Origin of the sequence: Paracoccus isoporae (genome assembly GCF_900101865.1) — a bacterium.
Taxonomy (GTDB): Bacteria; Pseudomonadota; Alphaproteobacteria; order Rhodobacterales; family Rhodobacteraceae; genus Paracoccus; species Paracoccus isoporae.
On the sequence record NZ_FNAH01000007.1, the window covers coordinates 102,425 to 116,795 of the forward strand.

Here is a 14,371-nt window from a genome sequence, read left to right on the forward strand (position 1 = left end):
GTGAGAGGAAGGGCGAAGAACCCGCGCCGCCCCGCCCGGGTTTTGCATACAACTTGTATTTAATATTTGCTTTTCGATCGCCGGCAGCGGATAAAAATCCCATGGAATCGTCTCATATGGATTCGAATACCAGACAGGGAGAAGAAAAAGATATGAAAATCTCAACGCTTACCATCGCCGCCGTCTCCGCCACCGCGCTGACCGGGCCCGCCTTCGCCGACAAGCTGGACGACATCATCGCGTCGGGCACGCTGCGCTGCGCGGTGGTGCTCGACTTCCCCCCCATGGGGTCGCGCGACGAGAACAACGAGCCGCAGGGCTTCGACGTGGATTACTGCAACGACCTGGCCGCGGCGCTCGGCGTCGAGGCGGAAGTCGTCGAAACCACCTTCCCCGAGCGGATTCCGGCGCTCGTCTCCGGCCAGGTGGACGTGGCCGTCGCCTCGACCTCAGATACCCTGGAGCGCGCCAAGACCGTGGGCTTCACCATCCCTTACTATGCGTTTGAAAACGCTGTCGTCGCCAATGAGGGCGTCGAGATGTCGAGCTGGGAAGACCTGCAGGGCAAGACCGTCGGCGCCACCGCCGGCACCTATGAAGCGATCTGGCTGGAGGGCAAGATCGACGAATGGGGCGAGGGGGAATTCCGGCCCTACCAGAACCAGGCCGATGTGTTCCTGGCGCTGAGCCAGGGTCAGCTTGACGCGACCGTCTCCACCGTCGAGGTGGCCGAGGCGAATGTGGCGTCGGGCAATTACGACGGCATCAAGATCGTGGACAAGGCGCCGATGGTGCCCGACTATGTCGGCCTGATCACGCTGCGGGGCGAATACGGGCTGATCGACTACATGAACCTGTTCATCAACCAGCAGGTGCGCACCGGGCGCTATGCCGAGCTGTATGAGAAATGGGTGGGCGAGGGCGAGCCGGCCGATCTGACGATCCAGGGCGTCTACCGCTAAGACCGCCACCGGGGCGGCGCGGCGATCCGCCGTGCCGCCCGTTTCGTGTCCCGGACGGAGGCGGTCATGTTCAACTACACGTTCCAGTGGAAGCAGGTCTATGCCCGCCTGCCGGAGATGCTGGAAGGCGCGCTCGTCACCATGCAGATCGCGGTGCTGTCGATGGTGATCGGCATCGTGCTGGCGGTGATGCTGACGCTGTTCCGCCTGTCGGGCAACCGCATCCTCGGCGGCGTCGCGCAGGCCTGGGTCGAGGTGGCGCGCAACACCCCGGCGCTGTTCCAGATCTACATGGCGCATTTCGGTGTCGCCAGTTTCGGCATCCATTTCAGCCCCTGGACCTCGCTGCTGATCGGCATCACCTTCAACAATGCGGGCTATCTGGCCGAGAATTTCCGCGGCGCGCTGAAAGCCATTCCCGACACCCAGGCCCGTTCCGGCCGGTCCCTGGGGATGAGCGAATTGCAGGCCTTTCGCCATATCGTGCTGCCGCAGATGCTGCGCATCGCCTTCCTGCCGATGTCGAACCAGATGGTCTGGGCGGTGCTGATGACCTCGCTCGGCGTCACGGTCGGGATGAACACCGATCTCTACGGCGTCACCCAGGATCTGAACGCGCTGACCTTTCGTACCTTCGAGCTGTTCTTCGTCGCGGGCGTCATCTTCTATGCCATCGTCAAGCTGATCCAGCTCGCCACGCGGCTGATCGCCTGGCGCATGTTCCGGTATTGAGGAGGGCGCCATGTTCGATACCGCCATGACCCTCAACGATGTCATGTTCCTCGCCCAGGGCGCGGGGATGACGATCCTTGTCACCCTGATCGCGGTGGTCTGCGGCACGGTGCTGGGGATCATCTTCGGGGTGGTCCGCTATCAGGTCGGTCCGGTCTGGGCCGCGCCCTTGACCTTCTTTCTGGACGTGTTCCGCTCTATCCCGCTGCTGATCCAGTTGGTCCTGACCTTCGCCTTCATCGGCACGGTGATGAAGATCCGCATCTCCGGCTTCTCGGTCGCCTGTCTGGTGCTGACGCTCTATACCTCGGCCTATTGCGCCGAGATCGTGCGCGGCGCGATCGAATCCGTGCCGCCGACGCTGCGCCGCGCCTCTCGCTCGCTCGGCATGACATGGGGGCAGGACATGCGCCATATCGTGCTGCCGCTGGCGACGCGTGTGGCCTTTCCAAGCTGGATCGGGCTGGCGTTGTCGGTGATGAAGGATTCCGCGCTCGTCTATGTCGTGCAGGTGACGGAGCTGCTGAAATCCACGCAGATCCTGATCACTCGCCTGCAAGAGCCGCTGTTCCTGCTGATGATCTGCGGCGCGTTCTACTTCCTCATCAGCTTCCCCATTGCCCGCATCGGCGGCTATCTCGAACGACGGTGGTCCAATGATTGAGATCGAAAATGTCCGCAAATCCTTCGGCGCGCTCGAGGTGCTGAAGGGGATCGACCTGACCGTCCAGAATGGCGAGGTGCTGACGGTGATCGGCGGTTCGGGTTCCGGCAAATCGACCCTGCTGACCTGCATCAACGGGCTGGAGCCGATCAATGCCGGCACGATCCGCGTCGACGGGACCGAGGTTCACGCCAAGTCCACCGACATCAACAAGCTGCGCCAGAAGATCGGCATCGTGTTTCAGCAATGGAACGCCTTCCCGCATCTGACGGTGAAGGAAAACGTCATGCTGGCCCCGCGCAAGGTGCTGAAACAGTCCCGCGCCGAGGCCGAGGCGATGGCGGTCAGGCAGTTGGAGCATGTGGGCTTGGGCGACAAGCTGGATGTCTATCCGACGCGGCTGTCGGGCGGGCAGCAGCAGCGCATGGCGATCGCCCGCGCGCTTGCCATGTCGCCGCGCTACATGCTGTTCGACGAGGTGACCTCCGCGCTCGACCCGCAGCTTGTGGGCGAGGTGCTGGATACGCTGCGCATGCTGGCCAGCGAAGGCATGACGATGATCTGCGTCACGCATGAGATGAAATTCGCGCGCGAAGTCTCTGATAGGGTGGCGTTTTTCCATCAGGGCGTGATGGCGGAGATCGCCCCGCCGGACGAATTGTTCGGGTCGCCCAGGGATCCGAATCTTCAGCAATTCCTCGCCGCCACGCATTGAGGTCAAACCCATGTCGCAGCCCGATGTGATCGTGATCGGGGCAGGCGTGATCGGCCTGTCCTCGGCGCTCGCGCTGCAGGCGCGGGGCCTGTCCGTGACGGTGCTGGACCGGGAAGGCCCGGCGGCGGGCGCATCGGCGGGCAATGCCAGTTGCTTCGCGTTCTCGGAAATCACCCCGCTGGCATCCCCCGCCACCTTGCTGAAGGCACCAAGCTGGCTGATGGACCCGCTGGGGCCACTGTCGGTGCCGCCCGCCTATGCGTGGCGGATCGCGCCCTGGATGGCGCGCTTCGCCGCCGCCGCCCTGCCGCATCGCGTCCGCCGCTCGACCGAGGCGCAGACCGCGCTGATCGACCTTGCGCGGGCCGAGCTGGAGCCGTTCCTCGCCGCCAATGGCCACGGCAATCTGCTGCGCAAATACGGCAACCTGCAGCCCTTCGAGACGGAAGCCGAGTTCCGCGCCGCGCAGCCGGTCTGGGAGGCGCGCGCCCGGCACGGCTTCGAGTTCCGCCACCTGACCCGCGACGAGATGGACGAGATCCAGCCTGGGCTTGCCCCGCGCTTCATCGGTGGCACCTTCACCCCGGCCTATTGGTCGATCTCCGACCCGAAGACCTACACCCTGGCCCTGGCCGAGCGTTTCACCGAACGCGGCGGCAGCATCGAGCGGGCCGAGGTGGCGGCGCTTCGGCTCGATGGCGACGGTGTGCGCATCGACGACACGCGCCGGGCCGGCCATGTCGTGCTGGCGGCCGGCGCCTTCTCCCATCGCATCGCGCGCAGCCTCGGCGACCGCATTCCGCTGGAGACGGAGCGCGGATACAACACCACCCTGCCGCCGGAGGCCCTGGACCTGCGGGTGCAGATCACATTTGCCGGACATGGCTTCATGGTGACAAAGCTGGACAGCGGCATCCGCGTCGGCGGTGCGGTGGAACTGGGCGGGCTGGATGCGCCGCCGAATTTCCGCCGCGCGCAGGCGATGCTGGAGAAGGCGAAATCCTTCCTGCCCGATCTGAAACCGGAAGGCGGCCGGCAATGGATGGGCTTCCGCCCGTCGCTGCCCGACACGCTGCCGGTGATCGGGCCGTCCCGCGCCGGGCCGCGCGTGACCTATGCCTTCGGCAATGGCCATCTGGGCCTGACCCAATCGGCGGCCATGGCCCGGCTGGTGGCCGATCTGGTCACCGGCCAGCCCGCCGCCATCGACCTGTCCCCGTTTTCCCCGCAGCGGTTCTGAAGCCATGACCACCCACACATTTTCCTGCATCGACGGCCATACCTGCGGCAACCCGGTCCGCCTCGTCTCCGGCGGCGCGCCCCGGCTGGAGGGGGCGGACATGCTGGAGAAGCGCGCCCATTTCCTGCGCGAGTTCGACTGGATCCGCACCGGGCTGATGTTCGAGCCGCGCGGCCATGACATGATGTCGGGCACCATCCTCTATCCGCCGACGCGCCGCGATTGCGACGTGGCGGTGCTGTTCATCGAAACCTCGGGCTGTCTGGCCATGTGCGGGCACGGCACCATCGGCACCATCACCATGGGGATCGAGAACGGGCTGATCCACCCGCGCGAGCCGGGCCGCCTGTCGATCGAGACCCCGGCCGGCAAGGTCGACATCTCCTATCGCCAGGAGGGCCGCTTCGTCGAGGAGGTGCGCCTGACCAATGTGCCGGGCTTCCTTCATGCCGAGGGTCTGACCGCCGAGGTCGAGGGGCTGGGCGAGATCGTCGTGGACGTGGCCTATGGCGGCAATTTCTACGCCATCGTCGAGCCGCAGGCGCGTTTCCGCGACATGGCCGATCACAGCGCCGCAGAGCTGATCGCCTGGTCGCCCCGGCTGCGCGCGGCGCTGAACGCGAAGTACGATTTCACCCATCCCGAACACTTCGCCATCAACGGGCTGTCGCATATCCTGTGGACCGGGCAGCCAACCGTCGCGGGCGCCCATGCCCGCAACGCGGTGTTCTATGGCGACAAGGCGATCGACCGCTCGCCCTGCGGCACCGGCACCTCGGCCCGGATGGCGCAGCTTGCGGCGAAGGGAAAGCTGAATCCTGGGGATGAATTCCACCACGAATCCATCATCGGCTCGATCTTCAAGGGCCGGGTCGAGGCCGCGACAGAGGTCGCCGGCCGCCCCGCCATCATTCCGTCCATCGCCGGATGGGCGCGGATGACCGGTTACAACACCATCTTCATCGACGACCGCGACCCGTTCGCGCATGGGTTCGTGGTGACATGACCGTCACCCGCATTCTGCCCGGCACGGCGGAGGGCCCCGTGCTGTCGATGGCGCATGGGCTCAGCTTCTGGGGCGGGGTGGACCCGGCCACCTCGCGTGTCATCGACGCGCACCACGAGGCGCATGACGCGGATCTGTCGGGGCAGGTGGTGCTGATGCCGACCAGCCGGGGCTCGTGCTCCGGCTCGGGCGTGATCCTCGAGATGCTGCTGAACCGCCGCGCCCCCGCCGCGCTGATCTTCTCCGAGCCGGAGGACGTGGCCACGCTCGGTGCGCTGATCGGGGCAGAGATGTTCGGCCTGTCGCTGCCGGTGCTGCGCGCCGACCCGGCAGATGTCGCGCGGCTGTCCACCGCCGCGCGGCTGCGCATCACCGCCGACGCAATCTGCGGCGCCGGCCCGGATCTGCCGACCGCTGATCTGCTCGCGGCCGAAATCGCGCTGAGCGACACCGACCGCGCCATGCTGCGCGGTGACATGGGCGAGGCTGCGGCGGTCTCGATGCGGATCATCCTCAGAATGGCGACACTGCAAGGCGCGCGCGACCTGATCGACGTCACGCGCGGCCATATCGACGGCTGCATCCTCGCCAATCAGGCCAACCTGATCTTTGCGGAGACGATGGCCGAACGGGGCGCGCGGGTCGCGGTCCCCACAACGATCAACGCGATTTCGATCGATCGCGAGCACTGGCAGTCGCAGGGGGTTCCGCCCGGTTTCGGTCGGCAGGCGGCACGGCTGGCCGATGCTTATACGGCGATGGGCTGCCGACCCAGCTTCACCTGCGCGCCCTATCAACTGGACGACCCCCCCGCACCGGGCGAGGCCATCGCCTGGGCCGAATCCAACGCGGTCGTGTTCGCCAATTCGGTGCTTGCGGCGCGGACGCCGAAACATCCCGATTACCTGGATCTCTGCATCGCCATCACCGGGCGCGCGCCGCGCGCGGGCGTGTATCTGGACGCGGCGCGTCGGGCGCGGCGCGTGCTGGAGTTCGACATTCCGGCCGGTGCCGATCCGTGCATCTGGCCGCTCATCGGCTATGTTGCCGGGCTGCGTGCGCCCGACCGCATCCCGCTGCTCACCGGCCTCGCGGCGTTGGCGCCCGGCCCCGATGATCTGAAGGCCCTCTGCGCGGCCTTCGGCACCACCTCCGCCGCGCCGATGCTGCATGTGGATGGCATCACACCCGAGGCCGGAGATGCCGCGGCGCCGGATTCCGACAGGGTCGCGATAAGCTGCACCGATCTGGCGGCGGCCTGGCAGGCGCTTAATGCCGGGCCGGAGCAGGTGGATCTGATCGCCATCGGCAGCCCCCATGCCTCGGTCACGGAATGCCAAGATCTTGCCCGGCTTCTGCGGGGGCAGCCGGTCGTGGCCGAGGTGATCGTGACGGCGGGCCGCGCTACCATCGCTAACCTGCGCACTGACGGCACGCTCGAGATGCTCGCCGCCTCGGGCGCCCGGGTTCTGCCCGATCTATGCTGGTGCTCGATCACCGAACCGGTTTTCCCGCCCGCCGCCCGCACGGTGATGACGAATTCCGGCAAATATGCCCATTACGGCCCGGGCCTGTCCGGCCGCGCCATGCGTTTCGGCAGTCTCGCGGATTGCGCTCGCGCCGCATTGACCGGGCGCGCGGCTCAGACCTTGCCGGGCTGGCTCTGCCCCGATGAAAGGACCGCACATGCGTAGCACGCAGACCGTTCACGTCATCTCTGCCCATGCCGAGGGCGAGGTCGGCGATGTCATCGTCGGCGGCGTGTTGCCTCCGCCCGGAGACACGATCTGGGCGCAGTCCCGCTGGATCGCGCAGGATGGGCGGCTGCGGAACTTCGTGCTGAACGAACCGCGCGGCGGGGTGTTCCGCCATGTCAACCTGCTGGTGCCGCCGAAACATCCCGAGGCCGATGCCGCCTTCATCATCATGGAGCCGGAGGACACGCCGCCCATGTCTGGCTCCAACTCCATCTGCGTCGCGACGGTGCTGCTCGATGGCGGGCTGATCCCGATGACGGAGCCGGAGACACATCTGACGCTGGAAGCGCCGGGCGGTCTTGTCCGGGTGCGGGCGGAGTGCCGCGATGGCAAGGCGCAGCGGATCTTCGTGCGCAACCTGCCCAGCTTCGCCGGCCCGCTGGATCAGACGCTGGAGGTCGAAGGGCTTGGCAGGCTGCGCGTCGATACGGCTTTCGGGGGCGACAGCTTCGTGATCGTCGATCCGCTTCAGATCGGCCTCGCCATGACGCAGGAGAACGCGCATGAAATCGCTCGGCTCGGGGTGCGGATCACCAATGCGGCCAATGCGCAGATGGCGTTCCGCCATCCCACCCTGCCGGATTGGCGCCATTTCAGCTTCTGTCTGTTCGCTGGTCCTGTGGCGCGGGACGGGCGGGAGCTGAGCACCAGCTCCGCCGTGGCGATCCAGCCGGGCAAGGTCGACCGCTCGCCCACCGGCACGGCGCTGTCGGCGCGGATGGCGGTGCTGCATGCGCGCGGCGAGATGGGCGAGGACGACCACCTGACGGCCACATCGCTGATCGGCTCGCGCTTCGGCGGCCGGATCGTGGGCACGACCCTGCTGGGCGACCAGCCGGCCATTCTGCCCGAAATCTCAGGCCGGGGCTGGATCACCGGCATTCACCAGCACATGCGCGACCCCGACGATCCCTGGCCGGAAGGCTATCGGCTGAGTGACAGCTGGGGGGCGCGATGATCCGGTGCGACATTTGGAAAGGCCAGGGCGCTCCGCTATGCTGCGGCGCCAATCGGAAGGAGACGCGATGAACAGGAAAGCCGCTTCGGTCCCAGGCGAGCGCAAGCGCGGCGAGGGCGTCAGGTTCGTCTACGAGATCCTGCGCGACGACATCATCAACCTGACCTTGCCGCCGGGCAGCCCGATCGACGAGGTCCAGCTTGCCGAGCGGCTGGAGATGTCGCGCACCCCGATCCGCGAGGCGCTTGTCCGGCTTGCGGGCGAGGGGCTGGTGACGACGCTGCCCAACCGCTCGACCATCGTGTCGAATATCGATTTTCTCAACATGCACGCGTTTTTCGACGCGATCACGCTGATGTACCGGGTCACCACGCGGCTGGCCGCGGAATATCGCAGCGAGGCGGATCTGGACGAGATCCGCGCCCGCCAGGCCGATTTCGCGCGCGCCGTGGCGGATCAGGACGCGCTTGCCATGATCGCCAGCAATCGCGACTTCCACGCCGCCATCGGGCGGGCCGGGCGCAACCCCTATTATTCCGGCCTGTTCAACCGTCTGCTGGACGAGGGGCGGCGGATCCTGAGGATCTATTACTCCTCCTATAACGACCGGATGCCGCAGAGCGTGATCGACGAGCACGAGGCGATGATCGCGGCCATCGCGGCGCGCGACATCGCGGCCGCGGATAGGATCGGACAGCAGCACGCCAACCAGATCGTCGGCAAGATCCAGACCCTGATGGCGGAGGACCGGCGCCAGCCCATCGCGCTATAGGCCGGGTTCGCGCGCCGGGCCGGAGGCGCTGCTGACGTAGAAATTTCTGTCGACAAGTAAAATACAAAGCGTATTATGAATTGGGTCAAGGGCCGATTCGTCCAGGAATCGCTCGCTTATCTGCCTGAGGAGGCGCGTATGGATTCGACGATTTTTTCCGGGACGGTGCCGGCGCTGATGACACCTTGCACGCCGGATCGCGGCCCGGATTTCGACGGGCTCGTCCGCGAGGGGCAGCGGCTGATCGAGGCGGGGATGTCGGCGGTGGTCTATTGCGGCTCGATGGGGGACTGGCCGCTTCTGACCGACGCGCAGCGCATGGAGGGGGTCGAGCGTCTGGTTAAGGCGGGCATCCCCACCATCGTCGGCACCGGCGCGATCAACACGGCAAGCGCGGTGGCCCATGCCAGCCACGCCCAGAAGGTCGGTGCGCAGGGGCTGATGGTGATCCCGCGGGTCCTGTCGCGCGGGCCGGTCATCGCGGCGCAGAAGGCGCATTTCAAGGCCATACTCGCCGCCGCGCCGGATCTGCCCGCGGTCATCTATAACAGCCCATATTACGGCTTCGCGACGCGGGCGGATTTGTTCTTCGCCCTGCGGGGCGAGCATCCGAATCTGGTCGGTTTCAAGGAATTCGGCGGGAATGACGATCTCAGCTATGCGGCCGAAAACATTACAAGTCGTGACGACGAGGTGACGCTGATGATCGGCGTGGACACCGCCGTCTATCACGGCTTCGTCAATTGCGGGGCCACAGGCGCGATCACCGGGATCGGCTGCGTGCTGCCCAAGGAAGTGCTGCATCTGGTCAATCTCTGCCAGGCGGCGGCGCGGGGAGATGCCGAGGCGCGGTCGCGGGCGCGGGAGCTGGAAGAGGCGCTGTCCACCATGTCGAAATTCGATGAAGGGCCGGATCTGGTGCTCTATTTCAAGCATCTGATGGTGTTGAAAGGTTATCCCGAATTCGCGCTGAATTTCAACGAAACCGACGCGCTGAGCGAGAGCCAGAAGGGCTTTGCCGAGGCGCAGCTCAAGCTGTTCGACGCCTGGTATGCGGACTGGTCGAAGCAGGACGGGGCGGTGCGCAAATACGCCGCCTGAGGGGCCGCACAGCGCGTACACAGAATGTACACCGCCTGTACACCGGGCGTGCACCGATGTGGTGCACGCCCTTTTTCATGTTGGGGCAAAGCCGCGCCGTCTAGGGACGATCCGGTTGGGTAGTCGCCGCCCGGTTCCGTTTGTGACCCGCGCCGCGCGGCAGGCGGCTGACATATCGCATTCACGAAAATGTCATCTGCCCGCGCGGCCGTGAGGTCAACTTTTTGCGACCCGGTGCGTCTCGTTTCACGTCCCCGCGCGCGCGGGGACGGTTTCTGGTGAATGCGAAAAGGTGGACGTGATGAAAAAACAGGTAATCCTGGGGGCGGCCGTGCTGGCGCTGTCGGCAGGCTCGGTCCTGGCGCAGGAATGGACGGGCTTTTATGCCGGTGCGGGGATCGGACGGGCCGAGGTGGACCCCGGTGCCGCGGCCAACAAGGAGGACGCGACGGCCTACGGCATTCATGCGGGCTATCGCCACGATCTCGGCCGCTGGGTTCTGGGCGGCGAGCTGGAGCATGACTGGACGGATATCGAGCTGGCCCCCGGCGCGATCACCGTGGACCGGGTGATGCGGGTCAAGGCGAGCGCGGGGTATGATCTGGGCCAGACGCTGCTTTATGCGACGGCCGGGGCCGCGCAGGTGGATGTGGACGGTCTGGGCGATGACTGGGGCAGCTTCTACGGGATCGGTGCCGCCTATGCGGTCAGCCCGCGCGGCGTGGTCAGCCTTGAATTGCTGGAGCATGAGTTCGACGATATCGGCGATTCCGGCGTCGATGCGGAGGCCTGGAGCGGCGGGCTGCGCGCCTCCTGGCGGTTCTGATCTGCGCGGACCGGCGCGACGCGGCCCGGTCGGGTCGCGCGCCGGATTGCGCAGGCAGAGGCGGGCGGATCATGGAGCCGGACCCGTCCGCCCGTTGCAGCAATCGGCCGCCACGCTGATAAGGCGTGGCGGCGTTTGTCGTTTTGCGACGTGGTCCCGGTCTAACCCGCCAGCAGCGCGGCATTGCCGCCGGCGGCGGTCGTATCAACACACAGATGCCGCTCATGCGCGATATGGGCGAGGTCGGGCAGGGCGGTGATCAGCGCCTTGATCTCGCCGTCGCGGGACGCGAGCGCCTGGGCATAGGCGCGGGCCTGATCCGCGTCGCCCCACCAGATCGCGGCGGAGAAGCCGGTCAGCGTCGTCAGCGCCTCGGGCGCCAGATCGCCGTTGACCGCGACGGCATGGCCGCCAAGCGCCTCGACCGCCTTCACCTGCGCCGCCACCGCCGCGCGCCCCGGACCGAGGCAGAGAAGCGGCGGGCGGGTGAGGGTCATCAGCCGGTTCAGCTCTCCGGTCGGGCCGGGCATCAGGGTTTCGGCAATGTCGCGCTCGGGCGCGTCGTCCAGGGATTTCTGGAGCGCGTCGAGATCGGCCTTCCCGCCGAAACCTGCTGGCTGCGCGGTGGGCGCGGCGGGGGCGTAGAAGCGCGGCAGGTAATTCGGGCCGCCCGCCTTGGGGCCGGTGCCAGACAGCCCCTCGCCGCCGAAGGGCTGGCTGCCGACAATGGCGCCGATCTGGTTGCGGTTCACATAGATATTGCCGACATGGATCGCATCCGCGACCTCCTGCACGCGGCTGTCGATGCGGGTGTGCAGCCCGAATGTCAGGCCGAAGCCGCGGGCGTTCACATCGGCGATGATCTTGTCCAGATCGCGGTTTCTGAAGGTCGCGAGATGGAGGACGGGGCCGAAGATCTCTCGGTCCAGATCGGCGATGCCGTTCACTTTCAAGAGCGTCGGGGGGACGAAGCTGCCGGTGTTGGGCACGTCGCGCTTGTGGAGCAGATTGGCCTCCTGCGCGGCAATATAGGTTGTTATGTCGTCCTGCGCCTGCGCGTCGATCACCGGGCCAACATCGGTGGAGAGGTGGCGCGGATCGCCGATGCCGAGTTCGTCCATGGCACCCTTCAGCATCTCGATCATCTGGGGGGCCACGTCCTCCTGCACATAGAGGCAGCGAAGCGCCGAACATCGCTGCCCGGCCGACTGGAAGCTGGAGGCGACGATGTCGCGCACGGCCTGTTCGGGCAGTGCGGTGGAATCGACGATCATGGCGTTCAGCCCGCCGGTTTCCGCGATCAGCGGGGTGCCGGGGGTGAGGTGATCCGCCATGGCGCGCGCGATGATCTGCGCCGTGTCGGTCGAGCCGGTGAACACCACGCCGTTGATGTGCGGATCCGAGGTCAGCGCCGCACCCACCGTGCCGCCATCGCCGGGCAGGAGTTGCAGTGCCGCGGCGGGGACTCCGGCCTGATGCAGCAGGCGGGTGGCGAGCGCGGCAATGAGCGGGGTCTGTTCGGCGGGTTTGGCCAGCACCGCATTGCCGGCCATCAGCGCCGCGGCGATCTGTCCGGTGAAGATGGCCAGCGGGAAGTTCCACGGGCTGATCGCGGTGACGATGCCGCGCGGGGCGTCGTCGCGGGCCTCACCCTGCAGCGCGTAGTAGCGCAGGAAATCCACCGCCTCGCGCAGCTCGGCAACGGCGTCGGGCAGGGATTTGCCGGCTTCGCGGTGCAGCGTGGCGAAGATCTCGGCATGGTGGTCTTCGTAAAGATCGGCGGCGCGGCGCAGGGTGGCGGCGCGCTCCGCCGGGGGGGCGTCCCAGATCGCGGCGTCGGTGATGGCGCGGGCGGCGGTCCGGGCGTCGGCTTCGGTCACTTGCGCCACGATCTCGCCGGTGGCGGGGTTGGTGATGGGCCGGGTCTGGCCGGTGGGCGGCGAGACGGTCAGCGGCGCGGCATCCGCGATGCGATCGGGGGCTGCGGCGCGGATGCGGGCCAGCGTCGCCTCATCGGTGAGGTCATAGCCCTGCGAGTTGCGGCGGTCGGGCCCGAAGATGTTTTCCGGGCGGGCGAGCAGCGCCGGGGCCTCGGCCGTGTCGAGCTGGGCAAAGGGGTCTTTCGCGATCTCCTCGGGCGGGACATCTTCATCGACGATCTGGTGCACGAAGGATGAATTCGCGCCGTTTTCCAGCAGGCGGCGGACCAGATAGGCGAGCAGATCGCGATGCGCGCCGACCGGGGCATAGATGCGGCAGCGGCGGTCATTGCCTTCCTTCAGCACGATTTCGTGCAGGCGCTCGCCCATGCCGTGCAGGCGCTGAAATTCATATTCGATATCGCCCGCCATATCGAGGATCGCCGCCACGGTATGCGCGTTATGGGTGGCGAATTGGGGATAGATGCGGTCGGCATAGCCGATCAGCTTCCGCGCGTTGGCGATATAGGAGATATCCGTTTCCACCTTGCGGGTGAACAGGGTGAAGCCGGGCAGGCCCTGGACCTGGGCATGCTTCATCTCCGTGTCCCAATAAGCGCCCTTGACCAGCCGGACCATGATCTTGCGGTCGAGGCGGGTGGCGAGGCCGTGCAGCCAGTCGATGGCCAGACCCGCGCGTTTGCCGTAAGCCTGCACGACGACGCCGAACCCGTCCCATCCCGCGAGCGAGTGATCGGACAGCACGGCCTCGATGATCTTGAGCGACAGGACCAGCCGGTCCTGTTCCTCGGCGTCGATATTCATCCCCATATTCGCGGCCTTGGCGGCGCGGGCCAGATCCAGCACCACCGGGACCAGATCGGCGATGGCGCGGTCTTCGTGGGCGACCTCGTATCGGGGATGCAGCGCGGAAAGCTTGATCGAGATGCCGGGATTGTCGCGCACGGTCTCCTTGTCGCAGGATTTCGCAATGGCGCGGATCGCATTGGCGTATTCGCTTGCATAGCGGTCGGCATCGGCGCGGGTCATCGCCGCCTCGCCCAGCATGTCATAGCTGTAGCTGTAGCCCTGGCCTTCCAGTTCGCGGGCATTCTTCAGCGCCGCGTCGATGGTCTGGCCCAGGACGAACTGCCGGCCCATCTCGCGCATGGCGCGGTTGACGGCGGTGCGGATGACGGGTTCGCCCAGCCGCTTGATCGCGCCGCGCAGCGTGCCGACCACGCCGGGCTGGTCGTCGTCCAGAACCTTGCCCGTCAGCATCAAGGCCCATGTCGAGGCGTTCACGAGGCTGGAGGACGCCTCGCCCAGATGCCTGCCCCAATCCGACGGCGCGATCTTGTCCTCGATCAGCGCGTCGATGGTGATGCGGTCGGGCACGCGCAGCATCGCCTCGGCCAGGCACATCAGCGCGATGCCTTCGCGGGTGGAGAGCCCGTATTCGGACAGGAAATGTTCCATCAGCGTCGGGCGGTCCTCGGCCCGGATGCGGCGGACCAGCTTGGCCGCGCGGTCTGAGATGCGGGTGCGGTCGGCATCGCTCAACGCGGCCTGATCGACCAGTTCGCCCAGCACCTCATCTGCGGGGCGGAACTTGGCGTCGGTGGTGAAGGCGGTCAGATCGGTCTCTGGCATGGTCATCCTCCTGTCGGTTGAGGCATTTTATCGGATGGGCAATGGACCTTGTGGCTGAATTGGGGC

The 14,371-nt window shown here is 66.6% G+C and carries 12 protein-coding genes; 11 read left to right on the forward strand and 1 reads right to left on the reverse strand.

All coding sequences use genetic code 11. From position 1 onward, the window contains the following. The first annotated feature begins 152 nt into the window (after nucleotides 1–152). From BLT73_RS11920 to BLT73_RS11970, 11 genes are all read left to right on the forward strand, one after another. A complete protein-coding gene (locus BLT73_RS11920; RefSeq protein ID WP_090524240.1) occupies nucleotides 153–962 on the forward strand; it encodes a transporter substrate-binding domain-containing protein in 810 nt (269 codons plus the stop codon). Nucleotides 963–1,028: 66 nt separating this feature from the next. Then, the gene (locus BLT73_RS11925) at nucleotides 1,029–1,694 is read left to right on the forward strand and encodes an amino acid ABC transporter permease (protein WP_090524109.1); all 666 of its coding nucleotides are present in this window, start codon (nucleotides 1,029–1,031) and stop codon (nucleotides 1,692–1,694) included. Nucleotides 1,695–1,704: 10 nt separating this feature from the next. Then, complete coding sequence (locus tag BLT73_RS11930; protein ID WP_090524111.1) at nucleotides 1,705–2,358, forward strand: amino acid ABC transporter permease; 654 nt, start codon at nucleotides 1,705–1,707, stop codon at nucleotides 2,356–2,358. Then, nucleotides 2,351–3,073, forward strand: coding sequence for an amino acid ABC transporter ATP-binding protein (locus tag BLT73_RS11935; RefSeq protein WP_090524112.1), 723 nt, complete (start codon nucleotides 2,351–2,353; stop codon nucleotides 3,071–3,073). Before BLT73_RS11930 ends, BLT73_RS11935 begins: the two co-directional genes overlap by 8 nt. 10 nt (nucleotides 3,074–3,083) lie before the next feature. Further along, a complete protein-coding gene (locus BLT73_RS11940) occupies nucleotides 3,084–4,313 on the forward strand; it encodes an NAD(P)/FAD-dependent oxidoreductase (RefSeq protein WP_090524114.1) in 1,230 nt (409 codons plus the stop codon). 4 nt (nucleotides 4,314–4,317) lie between these two features. After that, nucleotides 4,318–5,319 (forward strand): 4-hydroxyproline epimerase, encoded by a 1,002-nt coding sequence (locus BLT73_RS11945; RefSeq protein ID WP_090524115.1) that lies wholly within the window; start codon nucleotides 4,318–4,320, stop codon nucleotides 5,317–5,319. Next, entirely contained in the window at nucleotides 5,316–7,013 is a 1,698-nt protein-coding gene (lhpI, locus tag BLT73_RS11950; RefSeq protein ID WP_090524117.1) for a cis-3-hydroxy-L-proline dehydratase, read from the forward strand. Before BLT73_RS11945 ends, lhpI begins: the two co-directional genes overlap by 4 nt. Further along, the gene (locus BLT73_RS11955) at nucleotides 7,006–8,034 is read left to right on the forward strand and encodes a trans-3-hydroxy-L-proline dehydratase (protein WP_090524118.1); all 1,029 of its coding nucleotides are present in this window, start codon (nucleotides 7,006–7,008) and stop codon (nucleotides 8,032–8,034) included. The genes lhpI and BLT73_RS11955 overlap by 8 nt, the downstream gene beginning before the upstream one ends. 67 nt (nucleotides 8,035–8,101) lie before the next feature. Next, nucleotides 8,102–8,806, forward strand: coding sequence for a GntR family transcriptional regulator (locus tag BLT73_RS11960; protein ID WP_090524242.1), 705 nt, complete (start codon nucleotides 8,102–8,104; stop codon nucleotides 8,804–8,806). A 138-nt stretch (nucleotides 8,807–8,944) separates the two neighbouring features. Then, nucleotides 8,945–9,907 (forward strand): dihydrodipicolinate synthase family protein, encoded by a 963-nt coding sequence (locus BLT73_RS11965; protein WP_090524243.1) that lies wholly within the window; start codon nucleotides 8,945–8,947, stop codon nucleotides 9,905–9,907. A gap of 301 nt (nucleotides 9,908–10,208) precedes the next feature. Continuing rightward, nucleotides 10,209–10,733 (forward strand): outer membrane protein, encoded by a 525-nt coding sequence (locus BLT73_RS11970; protein WP_090524120.1) that lies wholly within the window; start codon nucleotides 10,209–10,211, stop codon nucleotides 10,731–10,733. A gap of 161 nt (nucleotides 10,734–10,894) precedes the next feature. Here the strand turns inward: BLT73_RS11970 and putA are convergent, their stop codons facing one another. After that, on the reverse strand, nucleotides 10,895–14,305 hold the full coding sequence (gene putA, locus BLT73_RS11975; protein WP_090524244.1) for a bifunctional proline dehydrogenase/L-glutamate gamma-semialdehyde dehydrogenase PutA: 3,411 nt from the start codon (nucleotides 14,303–14,305) through the stop codon (nucleotides 10,895–10,897). Nucleotides 14,306–14,371: the final 66 nt, after the last annotated feature.

What these genes read in the sequence shown, in the direction of transcription:
- BLT73_RS11920 (WP_090524240.1), top strand. Translation starts at nt 153, where the DNA reads ATGAAAATCTCAACGCTTACCATCGCCGCCGTCTCCGCCACCGCGCTG.
- BLT73_RS11925 (WP_090524109.1), top strand. Translation starts at nt 1,029, where the DNA reads ATGTTCAACTACACGTTCCAGTGGAAGCAGGTCTATGCCCGCCTGCCG.
- BLT73_RS11930 (WP_090524111.1), top strand. Translation starts at nt 1,705, where the DNA reads ATGTTCGATACCGCCATGACCCTCAACGATGTCATGTTCCTCGCCCAG.
- BLT73_RS11935 (WP_090524112.1), top strand. Translation starts at nt 2,351, where the DNA reads ATGATTGAGATCGAAAATGTCCGCAAATCCTTCGGCGCGCTCGAGGTG.
- BLT73_RS11940 (WP_090524114.1), top strand. Translation starts at nt 3,084, where the DNA reads ATGTCGCAGCCCGATGTGATCGTGATCGGGGCAGGCGTGATCGGCCTG.
- BLT73_RS11945 (WP_090524115.1), top strand. Translation starts at nt 4,318, where the DNA reads ATGACCACCCACACATTTTCCTGCATCGACGGCCATACCTGCGGCAAC.
- lhpI (WP_090524117.1), top strand. Translation starts at nt 5,316, where the DNA reads ATGACCGTCACCCGCATTCTGCCCGGCACGGCGGAGGGCCCCGTGCTG.
- BLT73_RS11955 (WP_090524118.1), top strand. Translation starts at nt 7,006, where the DNA reads ATGCGTAGCACGCAGACCGTTCACGTCATCTCTGCCCATGCCGAGGGC.
- BLT73_RS11960 (WP_090524242.1), top strand. Translation starts at nt 8,102, where the DNA reads ATGAACAGGAAAGCCGCTTCGGTCCCAGGCGAGCGCAAGCGCGGCGAG.
- BLT73_RS11965 (WP_090524243.1), top strand. Translation starts at nt 8,945, where the DNA reads ATGGATTCGACGATTTTTTCCGGGACGGTGCCGGCGCTGATGACACCT.
- BLT73_RS11970 (WP_090524120.1), top strand. Translation starts at nt 10,209, where the DNA reads ATGAAAAAACAGGTAATCCTGGGGGCGGCCGTGCTGGCGCTGTCGGCA.
- putA (WP_090524244.1), bottom strand. Translation starts at nt 14,305, where the DNA reads ATGCCAGAGACCGATCTGACCGCCTTCACCACCGACGCCAAGTTCCGC.